The organism is Shewanella sp. 30m-14 (assembly GCF_052977125.1).
This window is the reverse complement of sequence record NZ_JBRILW010000001.1, coordinates 211,965-235,542: the sequence shown is the minus strand read 5'-3', so window position 1 is coordinate 235,542 and position 23,578 is coordinate 211,965. Positions and strand designations below refer to the sequence as shown.

Sequence of the window (23,578 nt, the reverse complement as noted above, 5' to 3'; positions counted from 1 at the left end):
TAACTAATATTAATTTTCAATTTTAATCTCTTGTTCATTCATCCCTTTAAGCAATAGTACTTTTTCTTTATCATTACTTTTTTCAGTGGTGACCTGAGCAACGTTCACTGGTGGAGCACTATTATCTAACGATAATTCTGAAGTGTTACTTTGCTCTGCTTCTATATCTGCAAGCTCAATTACAGCTGTATCATTTGGATTTCGTAGGGCTAACTGCAGAGAGCCACGACTTCTTGCTATCATTAATGTTTCTGCTTGCTCTAGGCTGAGCTCTAGCGTTACAGCTCGGACTAATACGGGCTTGTTTTCATCATTAGAAGCACGTTGATCAATCGCTAAAATCTTAACATTTGAAAGGACAATGTCGGTTCTTAGACCACCACTTGTGATGATGTTGATGATGTCGACTCTGTTACCTGGAAGAAGAAAACCTGCCACACCAACAACATCATTTACACGTATGGTCACTGCACGCATTGAAGGAGTAATCAAACTGGCTAAGGTACTCCCTTCTCCTTTAGGGGTTATGCGCTCTTTACGTAATACTTCCCCTTGATATAACCGATGCTTAACAACTTGACCTTCAGCCTCAGCAATCTCCAAGATTGCACCTTTTGGTACTAAGTTTTCAGGCACAGGGGTTAATGCAAGGTGTTTTCTTTCTATAATGGTGCCTAAAGGAACCTCTGTAACCATAGTGATGACATTTGATGTTGTCCCTAACGTTTCATTTTTTGTGTTTGTTTTAAGCCAGTTTTGCGCCAGATAAACAGCTGTTACCCCAAACACTAAAGACAAAATGACAAATAAGACCGTTTTATTATTCATTTGTCGCTCCTAATTCAACTCAAAAAATATTATACAAAATATATAGACCAAGCAGAATCAACCAGAGACGGAGTGATTACAGGTTCAAACTCCATAAAGCTTATTTGATCTGACATAATTCCAAGTAAGTCACGCGGATAGCAAGGGATCAAGGGTTTGCTATAACGCTTATGGTATTCAATCAATAGGTATTGAAAAACTTCTTCAGTACAACTTAAATTTAAATCGTTACACACCTGGAACCATATCTTTCTATATAACTCTTCGTCCAAAGCATCAAAATGAATTTTATAGCCAAGACGCCTTAAAAAAGCTTCATCAACTAACTCTTTGGGATCAAGGTTAGTAGAAAATAAAAGAATAAGTTCAAAAGGTATTTCAAAATGCTCACCAGATTGCAGACTCAAGAAATCTCTTCTCTCTTCCATTGGGATAATCCAGCGGTTGAATAACTGTTTAGCACTAATTTTTTGACGACCTAAATCATCTAATAATAAAATTCCGTTATTCGCCTTTAATTGCAGTGGAGCCATATAAGTGCGACTATGACTATCAAACTGCACTTCAAGCATCTCCGCGGTTAACTCCCCCCCCGTAATTCGCAATGGCCTTTCACACCTTAACCACCGGGGGTCATTGCCTTCTGCCAGCTTTAAAGTATTAATGTCTTCCTTTTTAACTTTATGATGTAATTCAGGATCAAAAACTTGAATGACTTCATTACCAATGGCTAATGCATACGGAATAAGAACTGAATCGCCTAAGGTTAAATTTAAATGTCGGCAGAGATAACTTTTTCCTGTGCCAGGAGGTCCATAAATTAAAACAGGACGACTCGAGTTCATTGCCGGACCAATTTTAAACAGAAGATCTTTTGGTAATACTAGTGCCGATAAGCCTTTCTCTAACATTTCGAAAGTAATTGGATTGGCTCGGCTTGATTGCGCCTTACATACACGTGAATATTGATTAAGTGGAATAGGAGCTAGACCAACATATCCATTCCTAGATAGGGCTTGCTTTGCATGAGTTTCACCTCCTAAGCTTAATGCATAACGCATCTGTCCATCGGCTGTAGTTTGTCTATTTTCAACCCATGCTAAGGTTTTTGCTGAATCAAGTAGCTGTTGAATGATGCCACCGGTCACTCCCATCAACTTAGTGAGCAACTCTTTAGTTAACACACCAGACGATAAAAGGTGTTTTGTCATTAAGTCTAGGAGTAGTGATTCACTTAAACCTGTTTGCTCTATATTGATCGGGCGAGGTGCTAAATTGCTTGCAAACGCATTAGTTAAACTATCTATAGAAAGTACTTTTGTATCTTGAGTATTATTTTTAGTAGGAGTCATGTTTTCCAACTTCCTATGAGATCAAGGATTGGCTAACTGTAGAATAGAGATGACTAATTTCAGGGTTAACCGAACAAGCCCATAACCAACCGATTGCTAACGCCGGAGCGTAAGGAACTCTTTGTCCTGCAGCTTCATCAGCTTCAGGTTTAAAATACGTTCTTAAATAAAAACAATCCCAGTATCTTTTTAGTGTTTTATAACAACCACTAAATCCAGTTTTCCATAAAATAAGTAATAGGCTCGTTAATGCCCCAGCTACAATGCCGTAAACAATACTCCACATTAACAGTGTTGGCCCCATTAAAGCCCCAATACCCATCATCAATTTAATATCACCGGCACCAAGGACCTTTAGAATAAATGTAGGGAACAGCACGATAAATGCTAAAGAGAACCCAAGAAAAGAAATTAGTAAACCATTTAAATGAGCAAAATAACTATTGATTACAAAACCACAGAAAATCGTAATAATACAAAGCCAGTTTGGTATTTTTTGTTTCGTTAAATCAATTACTATAGCGGTTAAAAAGAAAATACCGGAAGCCATTACCTGAAAAAAAAGTTGATGATTGTTCATAGGTACCTCTTGAAACTTGATAAAGATTACTATTGAAACACTTAAGTAACCTTTATCAATAGCACTTAACCTAACAGTTGGTACTATCACCATTAACTGCAGATGCCAAACATTCAATCCTACTTGTTGCATTATCGCCCAACTCACTGAATGCAGCGATCATCCCACCAACAACTAATCCGCCTGCAATAGCGTATTCAACGGCAGTTAGACCGCTTTCATCTTCAATGAAATCTTTTAGTAAACTTTTAACATCCATAATAATCTCCACCATAAAGTTTTCATTACCGCAATCCATAACCAAAAAAGTCATTAGCTGAATGGGTAATTATTTATCGTTACGGTAGCAAGTCTGATTTACTCCCCGCGTAACGCTACTTATAAAAGTAGCAAAGGGATCACCTTACCTCTACCTTGAATAATTTACTGATCTAGTTAAAATCTATCAGCGGCGAAATCAGCCAGTATTGTCATAGAAGCGAGAGAGCGGGTTGCGATAATGAGTATCATTTTAATCGCGATTCTCAGCATAATACTTCAACAAAAACCAAATCTTGAGTTTAAACATCTGTAATGTGGGTTGCTAACTCTCAAAATGAGTCATATTTCAGTTGATACCACAAAGCTACAGAGCTAATAACTTCTTAAAAAAAAGTAGCCACAATGTGAAAACAGACCATAAAATTTTTCCAATTATATCGACTGTAAATGTTACCTAGTCATGTAACACACTGTATTATAAATAGTGAAGCATTAACTCTAAATATTCACTATTGGATATTTATAAAATATAAGTAGTCAGTGAGACTAGGATAGCGGGTATCATTAACAAATGAGATATAGAAGAGATGTGCATCAGGTTACTGTTTGTTTTTTGTTTACGTTTTTATTGACTTAACGGGACATAAATTGAATTGACATTTTTGGTTGGAAATAAAATTAAATAAAATTAAAGGCGCTCCATCATTTTATAGATACTTGAGATCTCATACTTAATGCCGAAGTTTTTTTCTATAAACCTTTTAACATCTCCGCCAGTCACTTTATCATTACTTTCTCGTTTAGCTTGGTTGTTGATATAGCTTTTAACTTGTTCGAGTTGCTTACTCGACAAGATGCTGGGTCTACCTGAGTGCGGTTTTTCTTTTAAGCCTTCTAATCCAGATGAAAGATAATTAGTAATCCAACGATTAACGCTCGTTCGACTAACTTTAAGGTAATCAGCAATTTTATACCTTGATTTGCCGTCTTGAAAGTGTAGTACAGCCAATAACTTAAGCTTCATCCTGGCGTTTTTTTCTTTTCTAATCAATTTTACTAATGTCTTATTGTCATAACATAAGCTATCCATATTCAACACCTCAATTCAATCAACCTTCAAATGTGTAACTACTAAAAGTTATCTCTAATTTGCAACAGACCTTCTTTGTCTACCCAAACAGAGTTAGACACAATATATATGGGGATTTTTTGATTCAATCTAAAATACGAGGTACTTTTTCGGTTAATTGATTTATAAAATTTATTTTTCACTACATCAGTTTCGCTATCTATCAAGTACTTTGCAAAAACGGCTGATTCTGACAATCTTATACATCCATGACTTAGCGCTCTATTCTGTCTATTAAATAAGACTTTATTTGGAGTATCATGTAAATATATTGAGTGTTTATTAGGGATGGAGAAACGGTACTTGCCAAGTGCATTTCTATGACCTGGCAATTGAACTAACTTGTATCTCTTTAGGTTTTCCCTAAATGATTTTATATCTATATTGTCCAAGTCCACATCAGCGATTTCACCGTTTCGGTTCTTAAAGACAAAACCATTATTTTTAATGTAATCCGGCGATTTAGAGACTGTCGCGCTAAGTTCATTAGCAATGATGCTATATGGTGGAGTCCAATCAGGATTAATGGTTATTCTGCTAACATAAGTCCTAAGTAAAGGGGTACTGTTTGATAAGCTACCAACAATAACCGGCATGGATAATTGTTCAACTCCTCCTTTTTTGACTCGTAGCATAAACTCAGCAAGGTTGACTTCTACATACTCGTGAGCACTAGTTGTTGTAACGATTAAGTTTTTTAATGTCATCTGCAACTGTTCAACTCTGGCTGTTGGCACTGTATTTAAGTAATCTAATGTCCGCTTATCTAACTTCCCAGTGGCCTCACAGCCATGTCGACGTTGAAATCGTTTTATGCCGAGCTCGAGAGATGGATCAACAATACGCTCTCGATATGCCGTTAATGAGTAAGGCTTAATATCACCTAATTGAGCAAGAACCCAGCGTAATTTAGCCACCTCTTGGTGTCTGTAACCTAGCTTAAGTTCTATAAAATTAATCTTAGGCCATTGATAGCGAGCATAATCACTGTACTCATTGATTTTGAGCCTAACATTGTTGATCTCTTTGCTGTTTATAGCTTGCTGATAAAGTGAGGCGTCAAAATTAACATCCTCAGCATCATGAAAAATTTCACTATTGAGTAATGCTAGAGTTTCTTCATAATTTTTTCGTACAAGTGAACTCTTAGCCACTCCCATATCTGCAGCCAATGCTTTTAGCTCTAATAGACGCCCTTCATCACTTTCTGTGCTTGCAACCACAGCAGGCGTGATCGCAAGCCATATAGACAGGTTTATGGCGAAAAAAACATATTTAGTGACTGATTTAGTGGCCAATTAAATGTCCATTTTCATAAGTATTATTGAAAATCTCGTCCATAACTGACAAATAAAGGCTACTGCAACTTTATTTTGTTTATCAACATCCATGCGAATATCTAATAGTTTTAGTACATAAACAGTATGATTTACAAATAAATAAACGAATAATTTTATGACTTAGCCAAAAAGCTTCGTTTACGTGTGCAGAGCACAAAATTTTTCTTCTTAATTTTCTACTTCACTTAAAAACTCTTCTATACTTTAATAATGTGTGGCATAGCTAAAGTCACGATAATTGAATCATTATTAATTAAAGAGAGATATTCAATTGAAACTTGGTATTCTCAACTACGATTTCACATCGTTTGCATTAAGTATTGTGCTTGGTGTACTAATACTAGTAAATACTTCTGCTATGTGGCAAAGCTATGAAATAGCCGCAGCGATAAAATCTGATAACCCTTCAGGGTCTACTTTGGTAGAACGATATTTGATTTTGGGTGACTGGCCCGCGTCTCAAGAGCAAGACCTTATGGGGTTAAAAGGAAAGTATCCTATACATACACGTAAAGTCATAGAGGACATCCCGACTAATAATGACTAATAAAAAGTTGAATCCCCCCCCTTATAGTCTACGTGTCTTGTTGAGGACCTTTGCGACCTTACTACTTTTTGTAATATTAACTTTTAACTTTAAAGCGTCAATTCAACATTACTCTGTTCTTTCACTGGCAAGCACAATGAGTAACATAGATAATAACTTTCTATCTAGTAGCGGCTTACTCTTTGATTTAATTTATTTTATTTTAGTATTATTGATAACTTTAATTATTTGGTCTGTTTTTATCGTCATATCAACCATTTCTCCCGTTCTAAAACTAAAAAGTACGACTCAGAAAGATTTGTATTGGTTAATTATCGTTACCGCTAACATTACGTTCGTTGTAGCCGTTTGCTCCTATCTCTACCCAACCTCTTTAACATCATACTTAAGGAGTAGCTTTTTATCCCAGCCGATAATGTTGTTGACTATGGCGATCACATTGTTATTTTTATTTTTCAGAGGTTGGTTAAGCCTTTGCACTAAGATAACAGTGCTGACAACGTCAACATTGTTAATATTGTTTTTCATAGCGCCACTCCTGATCTCATCAGATAAACATCAAACTCTTCAGTCTAGCCCTAACATTATAATTGTAGGGGTCGATGGTTTAAGGCCAGACCATTTGGCCATTTTTGGCGGCGATAAAAACCTTTCTCCCTTTTTAAATAACCAACTAGAAAACAGTATCGTTTATAAAAATGCTTACACGCCCCAGGGACGCACTTACGTAGCATGGATGAGCTTATTAACAGGAAAATACCCAATTAATAATGGCGTAAGGTTTAATCTAGCACCACCTGAGGTCGTCGATAAGCACCTTCCAGTCATTGAGCACTTTAAATCAGAGGGGTATCATACTTCTTATGCTATTGATGAGCGCCGATTTAATCAAATCGATTATGGTTATGGTTTTGATACCGTAGTTGGTCCAAAAATCGGTGTGGCTGATGCCATTATCAGTGGTTTTGGCGATTTACCATTTTTGAATATTCTTTTACAGCACCCGTATGGATCTTTTTTGCTCCCCTACCTTTATAACAATCGAGCTTACGGTAAAGCTTACTCCCCTACCTCATTCAACAATAGCGTTATCAGAGGTTTATCTACTAGCAAACCGAATTTTTTAGCGTTGCATTACTGTCAGCTTCATTGGCCATATACTTCTAAAAACTTTATTTCTGAACCCAATGAGCATTGGGATGGCAATTATAATCATTACATGTATAAACAAATGCTTAAAAATATGGATAACCAACTCCATGATATGTTTACCAAGCTTAAGACTACAGGCCGGTTAAAAAACGCTGTTGTCTACATTATCTCTGATCATGGGGAGAGCTTTAATCAAGCACAACATTCCCCCATTCAGATGTCTAAATCTTCTATCCCAAATACTAAGTCCTGGGGGCACGGTACAAACATCTTAGATCAACAACAATCTCACATATTAATGGCTAAGATGAAGTTCAAAAATGACAAGGTGGTAACTACACCCAATGCTTTAGAGGGAACTTATTCATTAGTCGATATCGTTCCGAGTATACTCTCTGAAATGGGGGGCGCCTCTACTCAACTCGCTAATTTAGATGGCCTGCCATTACCTGATGAGCAGACAAACATTCAAGATAACAGATTCATTTTTGTTGAGTCATCACTTCCGGTAAAATCTATCAACAAAAGCTTTATTGATAAAAAAGAGGTTATGTCTGAAACCGGTTCTCATTACGAACTTCGAGGAGATGGCAGAGCTTATATGAAGCTCGCTAACTACAAAGAGTTAATTAAAAAGAAGCAGCGTGCTGTGTACTTTCAAAACTGGCAGTTAACTATGCTCCCTAATTACAAAGACTTAGTGTTACTTGATATTACCAAAAACAAAATTTATACCGAAAAAACTTATGATGGTGATTTTGACTGGATGCCGATGTTAACTGCACTTTGTCGGCATTATGCCGGAGACCCAGGCTTTGACCCACACTTGATGTGCAATCAAGCAAACTCCTTTTATAGCGGCAGATAATATGAGTATTATCAGATCGGTACCCTTCTTATCTTGCCCTCCAATAGTGACCATCTTTAAAACTCTACTTATATCCATAACAATCGCAATAACATTAATCGGTGGATCCGCTCCCTTTGTTGTGGCCTTTACCGTTGCAAAGTTTGAGCTAATATTTATTGTTCTTTATCTATTCTTACGTGTTACACAATATCAAAAACACTGCTCACATCAGCAAATTTCAATCGCACCTAAATTCGCTGTAATTGGCTCATTATTGTTAATGAGTTTGCTTGCCTCTACATTCATTAACTTTCCAAATAAAGCAAATGACATTCAATACACCATTGTGAGTTTTTCAGTATTATTTACAGGCATTCACCTTTTGTTTTGTGCAACGTTAACCTATAGCCTAATTCAATACCGTTACAGTATATTAAGCTGTTTTAATGCGATTGCAGGTACCATTTACTTTATTGCCACTATTTTTGTAATCATGCAGATCACAGGCTTTCCATCAACACTGTATGAAAACACTTTATCAGTTCCTTTCGCTTGCAATATCAGATACCTAGGATATCTTTGCTGTGCTAGTACCTCTATATTGTCTGTTTATCTACTTCAGATTCAGCAGCGAAATCTCTCAATCAAAGTAGCCATCAGTATTGTCTATATGGTCAATCTAGCGCTGCTTATTTGGTTAGGCGGTAGAGGCTCAGTTATTGCTTATTTTTCTACCCTCTCAATTTATATCGCTTACTTACTGTATCAACGGCAATTAGTGCTTAAGCATCTAATTTTTATAGTCATACTAATTATCTGCTCAATATTTCTGGCCGATTGGGTTTCTATTTTTAACTGGAATGGGCCAGGTCGATTTTTTACCTCTATAGAACTCAATAATGTTGAGGAAGGCTTGAATAAATTGTCGTCTAATAGAATTGCCATCTGGACTCAAACAATTATTGCAATAACTGAAACCCCTTGGTTTGGATTAGGTCCTGAGGGTTACAGGTTTCATCCAGATCATATGTTTGGATTACAGCCTCACAACGTAATATTACAACTGCTTATCACCTACGGGATCATTGGCGGAGCGCTGATAGCTTACTTATATTACAGGATACTTAAAACAGCAATGAAGCAGCTATGGACTAACACGACAGGTTCTAAACTCGAATCTACTATCGCGTTAATTGTTATTGTAAGCTTATCCATTCATGGTCTTGTTGATGGTACTTTTTATCACGCTCAGCCTTTATATTACCTAATACTCGCGTCTGCAGTCTTACTCGCTAAAGCGGTACAAACTCAAAACACTACGCCATCGGCAACAAACTAGGTATACAATACACGGCATAACTGTCTACAAAGAACTATCGTTATGTGGCTACAAAAACAAATCAACCTACAAGCTCGACCTCGCGGTTTTCATTTGATCACTCAGGAGTTAGAGCGATCAATTTCCGAGCTATCACACATCAAAATTGGAGTTATACATATTTTACTTCAACATACCTCAGCATCTCTCACTCTTAATGAAAACGCAGATCCTAGTGTAAGATTGGATTTCGAATCATATATCAATCGATTAGCTCCAGAAAATGCGCCTTATTACACTCATACTTATGAAGGGGATGACGATATGCCAGCCCACCTTAAAGCTAGCCTTTTAGGGGTTTCGGTGACGATTCCAGTAACAAATGGTCGATTTAATTTGGGTACTTGGCAAGGTGTATATTTAGGCGAACATCGAGATAATGGGGGAAGTAGACGAATCCTTATTACGCTAAATGGTGAATAAGCTGTCTAAAACCATATGGATGACAAAACAAGTAACCAGCTAGATTGTTAATGTATTAAGACGGCTAACTTAAGCATTTTGCATACAAGCGTTATCCATTCGATAAATGAACGTTGGCGTTGCTAAAACATCACTCCACAAAAAAGAGCACGTAAGTGCTCTTTTTTGTATTACTGTACCCGGCTGATCATTAAGCCTCTGCAATACGCTCAAGCTTTGCTAAATAGAAACCGTCAAAACCGGTTTTAGCCGGACTAATAGTCTCATCTTCGATGAATCTAAAATGCTTATTTTCGGCAAGAAAGGCATCCACTTGATCGCGATTTTCCTCAGGCATAATAGAACAGGTCGCATAAACTAACATGCCACCCACTTTTACCATACGGCTATAACTTTGTAGAATATGCTTTTGAAGTTCTACAAGTACCGGTAAACGCTCTGGGGTATCACGCCACTTTGCATCGGGATTACGCTTCAAAACCCCCAGACCAGAACATGGCACATCTAATAACACTCTATCTGCGGTCAGCTTTAAGCGTTTAATGGTTTTACTACTGGCAATAATTCGAGTTTCAACGTTATGAGCACCAGCCCTGCGTGCACGTTGCTTTAGGTTATCGAGTTTCCACTGTTCTACGTCCATGGCCAGTAATCGTCCCTTACCTTGCATCTGTGCAGATATAGATAATGTCTTACCACCAGCGCCTGCGCAAGCATCAACAACTCGCATACCAGGTTTTGCATCAAGTGCTAACGCAACTAGCTGTGAACCCGCATCTTGCTGCTCAAACCAACCTTTTTTAAACGTTTCGGTTCTAAACAGTGCAGAATCAGACGTCACCTCTAAAGCGGTATCAACCCCCTCAACATTAACCGTTTGTACACCTTCTTTACGCAATGAATTGGCGAGCTCTTCGCGCGTACATTTTAAAGTATTAGTACGTATAAAACGCTTTGCAGGTTTATTTAGCGCGGCTCTTTCTGCTGCCCAGGCCTCTCCCATCTGCTTCTGGCCCATCTCATTTAGCCAGTCAGGGCAACCATCCCATAACACTGGTTGCTGCTTGGCAGACTCAATACGTGAAGCCAGCTCACTCGCATCTACCTGTAATGCATACTGCATTTTCGGCAAAGGTAATTCATTAAATAGGTGCCATACGTTTAATAAGCGAGTGCCCAAGCGTGCCATCTCTTCTGGTTTTACATCAGAAAGATAGCAGTATAGGTTCAGTCTTCTCAGAATATCTCCAACGACAAAGGTAATACGACCTTGTTCAGTTGGCTCTAGTTTTAGACCCGAAAAATGCTGAGAATAGGCGCGGTCTAACGGTTTACCGTCAGATAAAACCAGATCGAGAATACTGATCACAAGTTCATTTGAGCTAGGAGAAAGCGGAGATTTCAACATTAAAAAAGTTACCCTGAAAAGAAAACGCTGCGATCATAGGAGCAAAGTAGCCAATACGCAAGCTAAGCCCTTCGAAAAGCATGAATTTAAAATAAGCAGAGGGATAACTCACACATTTTTAAACAATCTACTACACCTATAACAGATAGAAGCCGCTACACAAGGCAGCGGCTAAATAAACTTATCTCTTTGAAACTATCTGCACAAGTTAGCTTTTTACTTGATAATCGCTGCCATCTTTTGCCGTGAATTCGCGTACAAGCTTTCGTGTAACAGATGTTGTTGCAGTATTTTCAATATTAATTAAGCTTATCCAATAATCGTGACCTTCAAGCTGGATATCTTTAATGTTGGCTAAATCTTGGCTGGCTGTCTCATTTTTTCTATCAAAACTCAGCTCAACATGAGTGCCATTATCTTGTAACAAGATAGCCGTTGGCTCACTTTTGTGACCATTTAACGCAACAAACTGCTTTGGTTGGCGTAAACCCGTTTGGCTTCCATCCGCCATAAAAACGAGCAGTTGCTGATAGTAGATTACATAACTACATGCATTTTTATGGGAGCCTTTCGCTAAAGGGAATTTTGCATCTAAAAATGCTTTTGCACAGGGGGCCGTTGTATCGCTAGACGCCAGTTCGACGACATTCACATCAACAAGATCGGCACCAATAAAATTGTTATTCTGATTTACTTGAGTACTATTAATTGTTGATATATCCATGGCCCTATCCTCTTACGTGTTAATCGTGGGTCGTTATCCGTTTCAGTCGTAATCAAAAATAATACGTTTTTCGATTGCTTGATTTGTAGTCTAGTGCAATTTTCATTACAATTTCACAATAAAAATTTTACACTGTGAATTTTACAAGATGAAAAACAATCAAAGCTTGATCAGAAAGTCACATTTTTTGGGTACAAAGATAAGAAACTTAAGGAAGCGAAACCATCTCACCATGGAAGATCTTTCCGCTCGTTGTGTTCGTGTCGACCCAGATTCTGCACCGTCTGTGTCATATTTATCTATGATTGAGCGAGGAAAAAGAGTCCCAAGTTCAGGCATGCTTGCCGTCATCGCTGCAGTGTTTCAAAAAGAGGTCGATTGGTTTCTCGATGATGTCCCTGAAGATGATGCGATTACACCAGATAAGGGACGTAGAGGTGGAATTAGTGGCATGGCATTAGAGCCAAGTTTCCTTTTTTCTAATGATATTTTACAAATTGCGATCCCTGAAATGTTATCGCAAACCGGCACCACTGGCAGAGAATTTGCCCACCTTTTGATCCGAGCTCATCAAGAGCACCATCAAAATCACTTTCCAGATTTAGAACGAGCAGCGGAAGAGGTTGGCCACAAGCGCCTACCACTGGCCTTAGATGATTTAAAAGATATCGCTAAATCACTAGGATTAAAGCTTAAATGGGTGGATAGAACACCCCAAGAGGTTGTCGATGAAATGGGCGTCAGTACGGCTCACGTCGTCACCTCTTTTTTCGAGCCGCCTTCTACAATCCATTTAAATAAAATGCTTAAGTCATTTCCAACACGGCTTAAGTATGACCTTGCCGTGCATATAGGCCATTGCGTATTACACAATAAAGATGGCTTAAAGTGTGTCTTAACTGCAGGTAGACGCCATACAGCATCACATGGTGAGCAGCCTACACCAGCTTCATCCACGCTTAATGCACAAGATATATTACATGCATGGCGTGATTTCGAGTCGAGTTTCTTTGCCGGTGCATTGCTTTGCCCCAAAGTCCCCTTTAGGCAGTTGCTTGATCGCCATGGTTATGAGATCAACGTAAACAAACTTATGGGTGTTTCGGCTTCAGTAGCCATGCGAAGAATGACCGTTGTATCACCCTACCCCCACTGGCACTATTTCGATGCTTATGCACCGGGTAAGTTAAAAGCGGTTTATCGAGGCAATGGGATCCCGCTGCCTTGGGGCAATATGAGGTTAGTTGAAGATCCCTGCCAACATTGGGCAGTGTTTAGAATGATCAATGAGCCAAAAGTAGGCACATCTGCGCAAATTTCAATTCTCGACGTCGCTGATGAGCCAAGAATTTACTGCTGTGAATCTATAAAAGTAGAAGATATGGCGGGCAATAATCACGTGTTGTGTGCAGGAATCGATCTCAACCCTGCAATTGATGCTCAGGGTGGCGATGCTGCTTCGATTGCGGCGGATTTAAAACAGTCTTGCGCAGCAAATGGTGGGTCGGTAGAGATGCCTGTTAATATTAAGAAAGATCTAATGAGTGTTGCAAAAATTTTGAACATTAACTGGATTGAGCGAGGTATCGAAAACGATGCACGCCTAATTTGTGCAAGAGGCGCAGTTTGCCCAAGGCAACCGAGCTGTTATGAGGCTGGAAAGTCACTTTGCCTCGAAGAGGATTGATATAACTTTGACACTATCTACCCTTGAGTAAGTTAACCTTGCCAACAGCTGTTAATTATATTTGTCAGCTGTTGGCAACAATACTTTTATCGAGTTTATAAGCCTATTTCAATGTCAGCTTCATTTAATGTCAGCGTCATTTTTAAGAACCAACGATAGTTCCGTATGCTATCCCCTGAACATTAATACACTGCTCGGAATAACCGAAACCAATTGATAACGTATCGTCTATCGTGACATCCGTTAAAATAGCAGTGCCTTTAATAGCACTCTTTGCAGCTGCAATCGCATCGGGAGATGAAACGCTGTCACCCAAAGGCAATAGGTATAAAAATTGAGTTTGGCAACTTTGCCCTAATACGGGTCCAAGATTGACCAAGGTGTCAGTTAATTTTTTGTCCTGATAGGTTTTTGTCACAAACGAGCCGTGATTTGCAGTATTGCAGCCCGTAAGCCCCGCGCATACTATCAAAAGCAGTGATAAGGCCATATTTGAACTCGGTCTTGTCATGGTTGTTCCTGTTTCTAAAAGTTATTTTGTATATGGTGACTAGAGCATTTTAATAGAAATGTTGATTACACGCTTACGCCTGTACTCAAGTTACGCCAATGCTAAAGTAACCAAAACATTCAAGTCACCTAAATATTAAACCAACTTAAATATTGAATTTAATCATATATTCAAGGAAAAAGCTCAGTCAGACCACACCAATAGTCACATTACACTGACGATTTCAAAATAACGTTTAGTTTCACCAAGAGTCAAACTAAACTCTTCGCCCTGCGGTTTATTCATCATAGCAGCGCCTAAGGGGGATGCTGGCGTCACTATCATCACCAATAGGCCATCGAATTCTATCTTTAAGCCACCAGCACTTGGCCCTACAAACAAATATTGACGTTTGTCATCGTCATCAATTAACACAACAACTCGCCCTAGACTAACTTGCCGTTGTTTATTGCAATCCAGTTTAGAGCGCACTTCATTAGCTAGCCCACTGCTGACAATATCATCTGGCATATCAAAACCAGTAATACTGGCGAAAAGGTGCTTAAATGCTTCTAAATCCGCTTTGCACTGCGCCGCACGCATTGATTGCCCGTGAGCAAGGTATGAAGCCTCTAAGCCAAATGTATCATATTTATTCTCTGCAACACTTTCACTGCCCGTTGCTGTTTCATGGGCACGATTTGCAGCAACTATAGCACTAGCATAGGCACTTTCTAATGCTGCCATTATTCGTACATTTAACTTATTAATTGATAACACGTTTTGTTACCTTGAGTAAAAAGCACAGACTACACTTAGATTAACAAACTCATACAACAAAAACTGAGATTAAATTCATTTTTATTCTATATTGCCGCTTGATAATCCCTGTAAACTCGCTAACTTAGTCTAAAAGCAGCAATAGTCATCAACTGAGCAAACAGGAAGTCGCCTGGAGTCATATATCCACCTCGCCTAGTCGATTTAAAGGAATAAGATTGGTAAAGGATCAACACAATAACACTGATAATCTAAGGCCTAGCGCACAGCGCTGCACTTTCGTGCGTGGGCGCTTTACAGGGTTCATATTAACAATCACTCTCTTTACCTCCTATTGTGCAGCGCAAGATTTAGAGCCTCGCAGCTATACCAATATTCCTATTGGTATGAACTTTATCGCCGCTGGCATGGTGCATTCTCAAGGCGAGCTATCTCCTGCGCCATCGGCACCAATAACTGACGCCAACTTAACCATTAATGCAGCGGTAGTTGGCTATGCCCATAGCTTTGCTTTGGCTGGTAGCTCTGCAAAATTCGATATGTCTACGACACGAGTCTGTTATAAGGGCAGCGCAACATATAATAATGAACAATTAACAGCCGATCGTTGTGGATATGGCGATCCTACGATGCGACTTACTTGGAATTTTTATGGCGCTCCTGCATTACAGGCTAAGGATTTTGCGAGTTGGAAACAAGGGATCGTTATTGGCACAAGTGTTCAAATTAGCTTGCCTATTGGAAGCTATGATCCTGCGAGGTTATTAAATGCGGGCAGTAATCGCTGGGTATTGAGGCCTGGGGTGGGAATGTCGCATAAACTTGGTAACTGGTATTATGATTTGATCGCCTCCGTTCGACTATACGGTGATAATAATCAATATATTAGCAATGTGACTTTAGAACAAGCGCCCCAATATACACTCCAAGGGCATCTTATCTACAATTTCAATTCTGGTCATTGGCTCTCGGTCAATGGCAACCTATTTTTTGGTGGCGAGACGAGTAGAGATAAAATCGAATCGTTAGATGAACAACGTAATTCGCGTTTTGGAGTGACTTACTCTTTTCCTATTACTTTGCAGCACAGTGTTAAATTGTACGCCAATACAGGTGTTATCACTGAGGTAGGAAACGATTTTGATACCTTTGGTGCTCTGTGGCAATACCGATTTTAAAGGCTGAATGTCTATCCTAAAAATAAAGCTCAGTAACCCAATACTACTGAGCTTTATTGATTGTCATTCATTCTGCTGCCTGAATATTCGCTCCGTCCGCTGTATTCAAGAAGCAATACTCAATAGCCGTTATTCAACGTCATCAAAGTACCAAAAACCGGCATTAACCCACTGAGTCAGCAGTTCCATAACTTCTTTGTCTTCCAGCCAGTTTGAGATGTCATCTAACGTTAACATTGGCTTATTACAAAGAGTTTCAATTAGTCCAGGTTTGCCTACACTAAACTGGATTTGCTCGCCATTGAGATACATGACACCTGCCGCTAAGGTTGCTGAAAAATACAGACAACGCAGGCCGCCTAAGCGGTTAAGGGGTTGCTCTTCAATAATAGCCTTAATATCTTCAACATCAAAACCAAGTGGGCCTTCAGGTAAATCCAATTCGCACTTAGATTGAGTCAAATAACGGCCACTAAACTCACTGATCAAGGTATCATCCAAGGTTTCTATAAGCTGCTGCTTAATTCGGACTAAGTCTTGCTCATCTATCAAACCAGAATGCTGGCTTAAGCTGCGCTCAGGATCGCGAATTTGCTGTGCGCCCATCTCTTTATCAATGAGGTGATCGGCAAGTGCACTCACCATATCCTTTGCAGAAGCCGTACGGTAACCAACTGAGAAACTCATTGAAGGCTCTAAAGTGACACCATCGTGAGGAAACCCCGGTGGCAAATAAAGAATATCGCCAGGTAGCAATTCAACATCAATGATAGGTTCAAATGCTTCGGTGTGTAGCAAAGCCGGATGCGCCGCAAACTCTTTATGTGGCCCTATGTCTCCTACTCGCCATCTACGACGACCCGAGCCTTGACAGATAAATACATCATATAGGTCGATATGCGGACCGACTCCACCACCCGGAACAGCATAACTGACCATAACGTCATCTAAACGCCAACGTGGAATAAAGTCGAAACATTTTAGTAAATCTTCAGCTGCTGGAACCCAGTTATTAAGCGCCTGAACAATTAAAGTCCAATCTGTTTCACCTAAGTGTTCATAAGACTCAAAAGGCCCAAACTCAGCCTGCCAGTTGCCATCTTGTTGATACACTCTGCGAGATTCCACCATTTCATCGCACGCAAGGCCCGCCATCTCATCTGGAGACAACAGATCTTGAAAGTTTTTAAATCCTTGGCGGATCACTAATGGTTTCTTTTGCCAGTATTCTTTAAGAAACTGCTCTGGGGTTAAGCCGTTTATATCTAATTGCATGTTGCATACTCACTAAAATTTGTGTGAATGCTACCAAAAAAGCCCAACAAAAAATCTCGGGTAGATCATGAAAACATGCTTAATTTGTACAGCTATTGGGCTAATCAGCCCAAAGCTTGAAACTGAGTAATAACTTGATTGACTGTCTATTGAGGATCAATACAATAGCGAGCAAACATTTTTGATGATGATTCAACTTGGCCAATATAACTCTCTCACGCCCAATTCAGCCTGCCGACACCGTTATCGTGCTCGACTTTGAAACAACAGGTCTATCTCCTACTCAAGGTGACCGAGCAATTGAAATCGGTGCCGTCATGCTAAAAGATGGTAAAGTCATTGATAGGTTCCAACAACTCATGAACCCTGGTTTTAGAGTCAGTGGCTTTATCGAAAATTACACCGGGATCAGTAATGAGATGTTGAGTGACGCGGATGCTTGCGAAACTGTGATGACGCAATTTGCAGACTTCATCGGTAGCTACAATCTCGTCGCCCACAATGCCTCATTCGATCAACGCTTTTTGGATGCGGAACTACAACGGGTTGGCTGTCATTATCCTGGTCAATTTGCCTGCTCAATGTTAATTGCTCGTCGGTTGTATCAAGACGCACCCAATCATAAACTTGGCAGTTTAATCCATTATAAAAACATCCAACATGATGGTGTATTTCACCGTGCTTTAGCTGATAGTGAGATGACCGCCGACCTGTGGTTAGCCATGCTTGAAGATTTACACTCAAAATACCAGATCAAGCGACCTGACTTTTCCTTATTACAAGCCATTGGCAAACAAAGCAAAGCCAGTGTTAGTCAATATTTAGCGCGTCAGCGCTAACCCCTCCCACTGTTAAATAGCTGATTAATCAGAGTTCAAACCAGAGCTGACAGGTACCGTAATAAAACAGGTAACTGTCATCTCTAATTTGAGCGACTACAGCTAATACTGTGTTTCTCATCTTCAGACACAACGATACAAATCACTTCGATGAGCCTAATCAGCACTTATAACGACTAAACTCTATAGACTTAAACAGTTAACGTTTAAATACTCAAGTTTCAAATGGTTGGAATTCAAATTGCCAAGTTTAAATGCCTAACTCGTCGAGTAAATCATCGGCATCCGTTTTGGCTAACGTGACCTTTGCTGATTTATGGGCTCTGACTTCTGTGCCCATTAATTGACCATGCTCAGCCAGCAATTCATCTAAATCAAACTCTTCATCAGTTTCAAATTCACTTAACTTGATAAACTCCGTTTTATCCATAGCAAACTCAAGATAAAAGACATGATTACGTTGCGTCTTAAAAGACACTCTTCTTGCTACTGCTTCGTCTAAATTTGTATCGATAGAGATTGTCAGCTCTTTATTAATTGTCAGCATCTTTGGCTGGCTTTGGCTAATACTCGTTTGTAATTCTTTACTGATTTTATTAATGAAGTCACCCAAAATCTGATTCATCAACTCGCCCATGACGTTACCGACTTCATCAGAGGTATGGGAGAGGGCTAACTCAGCTTCTGGCATGCCCATGTTCAACATATATTCGCGGTAGATCTCTAATGCCGCAGGCGCAGAAAAATTAATCACAACCAGTCCAGAGAAGCCGCCATCAAAAATTGAAAAGCACCCTAAATCGGGCTTTAAACAAGTTCTAGTAATAGATTGAACCATACCTGCGTGGGTAATTTGACTATGAGTGGTGCTTGATAACACATGAGAAACGGAGTGGCATAGCTTTAATAAAATATCGTCGGTGCTAACGGAGACTGTGGATTGCATAAAAAGACCCTATGAAAAAATAATCGACGTTATATTGCCCCACAACATTAACAAAACAAAGTAAAACCCGAAAACATCAGCAATAAATACGTATAAAGTGATGAAAGGATTGAGTTAACATTTTTAAAATAAACATACTGTTACTGTTCCCCTACCTCGGCATAAAGGGTAAATTGAACCCACGTATTCGTAGGCAGAACAAGAACTATATGATCGCTCTACTCAGACAATTTACGATTCTACAACGTTTAATTTTAATGCTAATGCTGGCTGCAATCGGCACTGTTTGCTTTGCCAGTTTTTCAATAAACGAACAGTACAATAACCTTGTGGCGCAAAAATGGTTGCAAAACGACGGTCAAATAAACACTGCAATCAGTTTAATTGAAGCAGGTAAAAAACAAGTCGATGCTCAAAAAGTCAGTTTAGCGGCAGCACAAGTAACGACAACGGAACTCATTAACCAAATACATTTTGGCAATGATGGCTACTTTATGATTTTAGATAGCGACCATACCATTATCGCTAATGGTGCAGATCCAAGCGCTATTTCTAAAAATATAAACTCACTGTTTCACTCACAAGCTGCGAGTGAACTTGAAGCATTGTTAAACTTATCAACCAGTCAGTCTTTCGCTAAGGCTCAAATCGATTTCCCTAACCCCACAACCGGTCTACTAGACGCTAAACTCATAGAGGCCAGACAATATGCACCCTGGGGCTGGACGATTATTACCGGCAGTTACATGAGTGATATTCATAGCGTCATGTATTCAATGGCGTTCGACTACCTCGTCATTATGTTAATGATCTCCATTCCTATTTTCCTGTTTTTCTTGGTGCTCAACATCTCTATCACCTCCCCGTTAAAAGAAGCAATTAGCGCCATGAAAGATATTGCTCAAGGAGAAGGCGATTTAACTAAAAAATTGCCTACCAAAGGTAAAGATGAAGTCGCTGAACTTGCCGAAGCGTTTAATTTATTTGTCATCAAAATTAGAGATATGGTCGCACAGCTTCAGCCTATTGGGGAAGATCTAGACCTAGATGCCCAACGGTTACTTAACGCCGCAGAAGAATCAAATGATAGTGTCGAGCACCTTCATAGAGAAACCTCCAGTGTCGCCACGGCAATCAATCAGATGCTATCGACGACTCAAGAGATGGCCAGTAATACTAACCAGGCAGCAGAAGCGGCTAATAGTGTAAAACATCAAGCCCAGCAGAGTATGTCTATGATGGATGCTACGCTTGATAACTCTATGCATCTTGCTGACGAACTTAAAAATGCTCAGCAGATCACTCACGCGCTTGGTAGCTCGTCATCTCAGATTGGCAACATCTTAGATGTGATTCGAGGCATTGCCGATCAAACTAACCTACTTGCGCTTAATGCAGCAATTGAAGCTGCCCGAGCTGGTAGTCATGGACGGGGATTTGCGGTCGTCGCAGATGAAGTTCGTGCCTTAGCTAACCGTACTCAAGATTCGACTAATGAGATCCAAAACATCATTAAAGAGATCCAGTCTGGTGTAAACAGTGTTGTTGCCAGTAATGAGCAAAATCAAAGTCAGTCTCAACAAGTGCAGACTCAAGCTAAAGAGGTGAGCGATTCGCTGACTGACATTTTAGGCTTGATTGCGCATATTAGTGACATGAACACCCAGCTTGCCAGTGCAACAGAAGAGCAATCTATCGTTACTGAAGAGATTAATCGCAACATCTGTTCGATAACCGAATTAACGGAGGTGTCAGTCAAAGCGAATGAAAGTAACCACAATGCTGCAATGTCACTGCAAACTATTAGTAAAGATTGCGCCCGTACGTTAGGCCAATTCAAAATAAGCTAAAGTTACAAGAGCGTGAGGGGCTGTAATTGCCCCTTACGCTCTTTTGAAATTATGATAAGCTAAATTCACTGAAGAGATATCTTTAAAAGTGAATTGAAATTATGGCTCGCATGACTTTAGCTATCCATCCGGAACTCTACACTATCCATAGTTTTTCAACAGACAGTGGGATCTCGCCTGATATTTTTCAACAAGATATGTACTTCATTGGTAAAACCAAAGATGAGATCTCTGTTGTCGTCCCTGCGACGTTAATACTCGATAGCATCGAGCAAGAAGATGACTGGCGCTGCCTTGAAGTCATCGGTCCTTTAGGCTTTTCAATGACGGGCATTTTAGCCAATGTCTCTAGCACTCTGGCTGACGAAAAAATAAGTATTTTTGCCATATCGACTTTTGATACCGATTATATCTTAGTCAAAAAAGACACTTTATCGGCGGCAACTAAAGCACTTAAAAAGAAAAATTACCAAATCATTGATTATTAGTTATTAGTTATTAGTTATTAGTTATTGTCTTTTTGAGTTAGCCCAAATAGCAAAAATACAATTGCACCAACTTTAGAGTGTTTCATTCATGTATGAAAAGAGCGTGATTATTACAGCTAAACATGGGATCCATACCCGCCCTGCAGCTCTTGTAGTGAAAAAGGCCAAATCTTTTGACTGCAATATCACTGTAGAATGTGATGGTAAGCACGCGAGTGCTAAAAGCTTATTCAAACTGCAAACCTTAGGGCTTTATTATGGCGTATCGGTCAGAGTCTTCGCAGAGGGAGAGCAAGCACAACAAGCTGTAGAAGAAGTGTCAGAACTACTCATTACATTAAGTTAAGGGTTTAGCTATGTCGATTACAGGGATCGCTGTTTCATCGGGTATCGCTTTTGGTCAAGCGTTACACCTTAATTTACATCATGAAAAGATTGATTACCGGTTAATTCCAAAATCTCAAGTTCCCATCGAAATACACAGACTAAAGCACGCATTTGACCTTCAAAAACAACATTTAACTCAAGGTCTAGAGAAGCTTCAACCTGAAACCAGCCACTTTGATTTAATTGAAGCTGATCTGCTTATATTAGACGATGAGGATCTGTTAGAACACATTGAACATACCATTTCAAGTTTACAAATTGGCGCAGCATTCGCCATAGAGAGAGTATTCGACCAGCAAGCCAGCGAATTAGCACTATTAGATGATCCCTATCTTGCCAATCGAGCTCAAGACGTAACATGCCTCGGTAGTCGACTCATTGCTCGTTTAAACGGAGCTCAACATCTAGATCTAAGTCAACTCACTCAAGATACGATAATATTTTCTCACGATTTGACCCCTGCTGAATTTGCCATGCTACCTCTTGAGCATATTACCGGTGTCGTGCTCAATACCGGCGGCCTGACAAGTCATACTGCAATTTTAACTCGTAGTGCTGGGCTCCCTGCCCTGTTAAGTTGCCAATATGAAGCCGCTCAGATTAACAATGGCACTCAGGTAGTGTTAAATGCGAATAAAGGTGAGTTGGTTGTTGACCCCAACAAAAAACAGCGGGCTCATTTACAAGCCCTAAAGCAACTAGACTTTCAGCGTAAACAACAATTACTCACTCTTAAAGATTTGCCCACAGAAACCTTGGACGGTCACCGCATTTCCTTATTAGCTAATGTAGGTAATCTAAACGAGGTCAGTCATTTAGCCGATGTGGGCGCCGAAGGAATTGGCTTATTTAGAACTGAATTCATGTTAATGAATACCAGTGTTTTGCCCGATGAAAAAACTCAATATCACTTCTATTGTGATGCGCTGCATTTAATGGAAGGTAAGACGTTTACCTTACGCACCCTAGATGTCGGTGCCGATAAAGAGATCCCCTGCCTTGGAACAATCATTGAAGATAATCCAGCGTTAGGCTTAAGGGGGATCCGTTACAGCTTGGCGCATCCAGAACTGTTCAAGACACAAGTGAGTGCAATTTTACGCGCTGCCAATCACGGCTCTGTTCGCCTAATGTTTCCAATGATCAATCAGATTGAAGAGTTAGAGCAATTACTAGGTTACGTTGAAGAGTGTAAAGTAAGGCTAATTGAAGCAGAGAAAGGCTTTGGAGAGCTAACCTATGGCATCGTTGTTGAGACGCCTGCTGCCGTACTTAACCTTGAGTCTATGTTGCCATATCTTGACTTTATCAGTATTGGTACAAATGACCTCGCTCAATACACCATGGCCGCCGACCGAACCAATCCATTACTGACCAAAGAATACCCTTCTCTGTCCCCTGCGGTGCTTAATCTTATCCAAACCACCATAGATATCGCCAAAGAACACCAAATCACCGTGTCGCTGTGCGGTGAATTAGCAAGCGATCCAAATGTAGCGCCTTTACTCGTTGGAATGGGAATAGACGAGCTCAGCGTTAATTTAGGTTCATTATTAGAGGTTAAGTCGGCATTACGTGATATAAGTTATCAAACATGCTTGACGATAGCCGAACATGCGCTAAAAATAAAAAGAATTGACGAATTAAAACTTTACATTAATGGTCGGTCTTAATAGCTATGATAGT

22 protein-coding genes are annotated in these 23,578 nt (G+C 39.7%); 10 read left to right on the top strand and 12 right to left on the bottom strand.

Going from position 1 to position 23,578, the window contains the following annotated elements:
- Positions 1–9 precede the first annotated feature (9 nt).
- The 6 genes from cpaB to ACVBIU_RS01020 form a co-directional block, all read right to left on the bottom strand.
- Positions 10–828 carry a Flp pilus assembly protein CpaB gene (cpaB, locus tag ACVBIU_RS01045; RefSeq protein ID WP_447162804.1) on the bottom strand — a complete coding sequence of 273 codons (819 nt, stop codon included), beginning with the start codon at positions 826–828 and terminating at the stop codon, positions 10–12.
- Positions 829–857: 29 nt separating this feature from the next.
- The gene (locus ACVBIU_RS01040) at positions 858–2,180 is read right to left on the bottom strand and encodes an AAA family ATPase (RefSeq protein WP_447162805.1); all 1,323 of its coding nucleotides are present in this window, start codon (positions 2,178–2,180) and stop codon (positions 858–860) included.
- Between the two features lie 13 nt (positions 2,181–2,193).
- Positions 2,194–2,760 (bottom strand): A24 family peptidase, encoded by a 567-nt coding sequence (locus ACVBIU_RS01035; protein WP_447162806.1) that lies wholly within the window; start codon positions 2,758–2,760, stop codon positions 2,194–2,196.
- A gap of 70 nt (positions 2,761–2,830) precedes the next feature.
- Complete coding sequence (locus ACVBIU_RS01030) at positions 2,831–3,019, bottom strand: Flp family type IVb pilin (protein ID WP_447162807.1); 189 nt, start codon at positions 3,017–3,019, stop codon at positions 2,831–2,833.
- A gap of 690 nt (positions 3,020–3,709) precedes the next feature.
- Complete coding sequence (locus ACVBIU_RS01025) at positions 3,710–4,111, bottom strand: helix-turn-helix domain-containing protein (protein ID WP_447162808.1); 402 nt, start codon at positions 4,109–4,111, stop codon at positions 3,710–3,712.
- Positions 4,112–4,152: 41 nt separating this feature from the next.
- Positions 4,153–5,448 carry a L,D-transpeptidase family protein gene (locus tag ACVBIU_RS01020; protein WP_447162809.1) on the bottom strand — a complete coding sequence of 432 codons (1,296 nt, stop codon included), beginning with the start codon at positions 5,446–5,448 and terminating at the stop codon, positions 4,153–4,155.
- Between the two features lie 725 nt (positions 5,449–6,173).
- Here ACVBIU_RS01020 and ACVBIU_RS01015 point away from each other — a divergent pair.
- The 3 genes from ACVBIU_RS01015 to ACVBIU_RS01005 are packed head-to-tail and all read left to right on the top strand — an operon-like array spanning position 6,174 to position 9,840.
- A complete protein-coding gene (locus ACVBIU_RS01015; protein WP_447164935.1) occupies positions 6,174–8,057 on the top strand; it encodes a sulfatase-like hydrolase/transferase in 1,884 nt (627 codons plus the stop codon).
- A 1-nt stretch (position 8,058) separates the two neighbouring features.
- Complete coding sequence (locus ACVBIU_RS01010) at positions 8,059–9,378, top strand: O-antigen ligase family protein (protein WP_447162810.1); 1,320 nt, start codon at positions 8,059–8,061, stop codon at positions 9,376–9,378.
- Positions 9,379–9,420: 42 nt separating this feature from the next.
- Complete coding sequence (locus ACVBIU_RS01005) at positions 9,421–9,840, top strand: secondary thiamine-phosphate synthase enzyme YjbQ (RefSeq protein WP_447162811.1); 420 nt, start codon at positions 9,421–9,423, stop codon at positions 9,838–9,840.
- Between the two features lie 190 nt (positions 9,841–10,030).
- On the opposite strand, the gene ACVBIU_RS01000 is transcribed toward ACVBIU_RS01005, so the two are convergent.
- The gene (locus ACVBIU_RS01000; protein ID WP_447159170.1) at positions 10,031–11,248 is read right to left on the bottom strand and encodes an RsmB/NOP family class I SAM-dependent RNA methyltransferase; all 1,218 of its coding nucleotides are present in this window, start codon (positions 11,246–11,248) and stop codon (positions 10,031–10,033) included.
- 208 nt (positions 11,249–11,456) lie between these two features.
- Complete coding sequence (locus ACVBIU_RS00995) at positions 11,457–11,972, bottom strand: malate synthase (protein ID WP_447159169.1); 516 nt, start codon at positions 11,970–11,972, stop codon at positions 11,457–11,459.
- A gap of 148 nt (positions 11,973–12,120) precedes the next feature.
- On the opposite strand from ACVBIU_RS00995, the gene ACVBIU_RS00990 reads away from it, so the two are divergent.
- Complete coding sequence (locus ACVBIU_RS00990; RefSeq protein WP_447162812.1) at positions 12,121–13,659, top strand: DUF3612 domain-containing protein; 1,539 nt, start codon at positions 12,121–12,123, stop codon at positions 13,657–13,659.
- 142 nt (positions 13,660–13,801) lie between these two features.
- On the opposite strand, the gene ACVBIU_RS00985 is transcribed toward ACVBIU_RS00990, so the two are convergent.
- Entirely contained in the window at positions 13,802–14,170 is a 369-nt protein-coding gene (locus ACVBIU_RS00985) for a hypothetical protein (protein ID WP_447159167.1), read from the bottom strand.
- Positions 14,171–14,374: 204 nt separating this feature from the next.
- Positions 14,375–14,896 carry a GreA/GreB family elongation factor gene (locus ACVBIU_RS00980; RefSeq protein WP_447162813.1) on the bottom strand — a complete coding sequence of 174 codons (522 nt, stop codon included), beginning with the start codon at positions 14,894–14,896 and terminating at the stop codon, positions 14,375–14,377.
- 251 nt (positions 14,897–15,147) lie between these two features.
- On the opposite strand from ACVBIU_RS00980, the gene ACVBIU_RS00975 reads away from it, so the two are divergent.
- The gene (locus ACVBIU_RS00975; protein ID WP_447162814.1) at positions 15,148–16,107 is read left to right on the top strand and encodes a transporter; all 960 of its coding nucleotides are present in this window, start codon (positions 15,148–15,150) and stop codon (positions 16,105–16,107) included.
- A 129-nt stretch (positions 16,108–16,236) separates the two neighbouring features.
- On the opposite strand, the gene ACVBIU_RS00970 is transcribed toward ACVBIU_RS00975, so the two are convergent.
- Entirely contained in the window at positions 16,237–17,382 is a 1,146-nt protein-coding gene (locus ACVBIU_RS00970) for a ribosomal protein uL16 3-hydroxylase (RefSeq protein ID WP_447162815.1), read from the bottom strand.
- 197 nt (positions 17,383–17,579) lie between these two features.
- Between ACVBIU_RS00970 and ACVBIU_RS00965 the strand changes: the two genes are divergently transcribed.
- Entirely contained in the window at positions 17,580–18,221 is a 642-nt protein-coding gene (locus tag ACVBIU_RS00965) for a 3'-5' exonuclease (RefSeq protein ID WP_447162816.1), read from the top strand.
- Between the two features lie 250 nt (positions 18,222–18,471).
- Here ACVBIU_RS00965 and ACVBIU_RS00960 read toward each other — a convergent pair whose 3' ends face one another.
- The gene (locus tag ACVBIU_RS00960) at positions 18,472–19,167 is read right to left on the bottom strand and encodes a DUF3334 family protein (protein WP_447159162.1); all 696 of its coding nucleotides are present in this window, start codon (positions 19,165–19,167) and stop codon (positions 18,472–18,474) included.
- Between the two features lie 209 nt (positions 19,168–19,376).
- On the opposite strand from ACVBIU_RS00960, the gene ACVBIU_RS00955 reads away from it, so the two are divergent.
- From ACVBIU_RS00955 to ptsP, 4 genes are all read left to right on the top strand, one after another.
- On the top strand, positions 19,377–21,017 hold the full coding sequence (locus tag ACVBIU_RS00955; protein ID WP_447162895.1) for a methyl-accepting chemotaxis protein: 1,641 nt from the start codon (positions 19,377–19,379) through the stop codon (positions 21,015–21,017).
- Positions 21,018–21,118: 101 nt separating this feature from the next.
- Entirely contained in the window at positions 21,119–21,505 is a 387-nt protein-coding gene (locus ACVBIU_RS00950) for an ACT domain-containing protein (RefSeq protein ID WP_447159161.1), read from the top strand.
- Positions 21,506–21,593: 88 nt separating this feature from the next.
- The gene (locus ACVBIU_RS00945; protein WP_442529487.1) at positions 21,594–21,851 is read left to right on the top strand and encodes an HPr family phosphocarrier protein; all 258 of its coding nucleotides are present in this window, start codon (positions 21,594–21,596) and stop codon (positions 21,849–21,851) included.
- Positions 21,852–21,861: 10 nt separating this feature from the next.
- Positions 21,862–23,565: a phosphoenolpyruvate--protein phosphotransferase gene (ptsP, locus tag ACVBIU_RS00940; protein ID WP_447162817.1), complete on the top strand. Its 1,704-nt coding sequence runs from the start codon at positions 21,862–21,864 to the stop codon at positions 23,563–23,565.
- Positions 23,566–23,578: the final 13 nt, after the last annotated feature.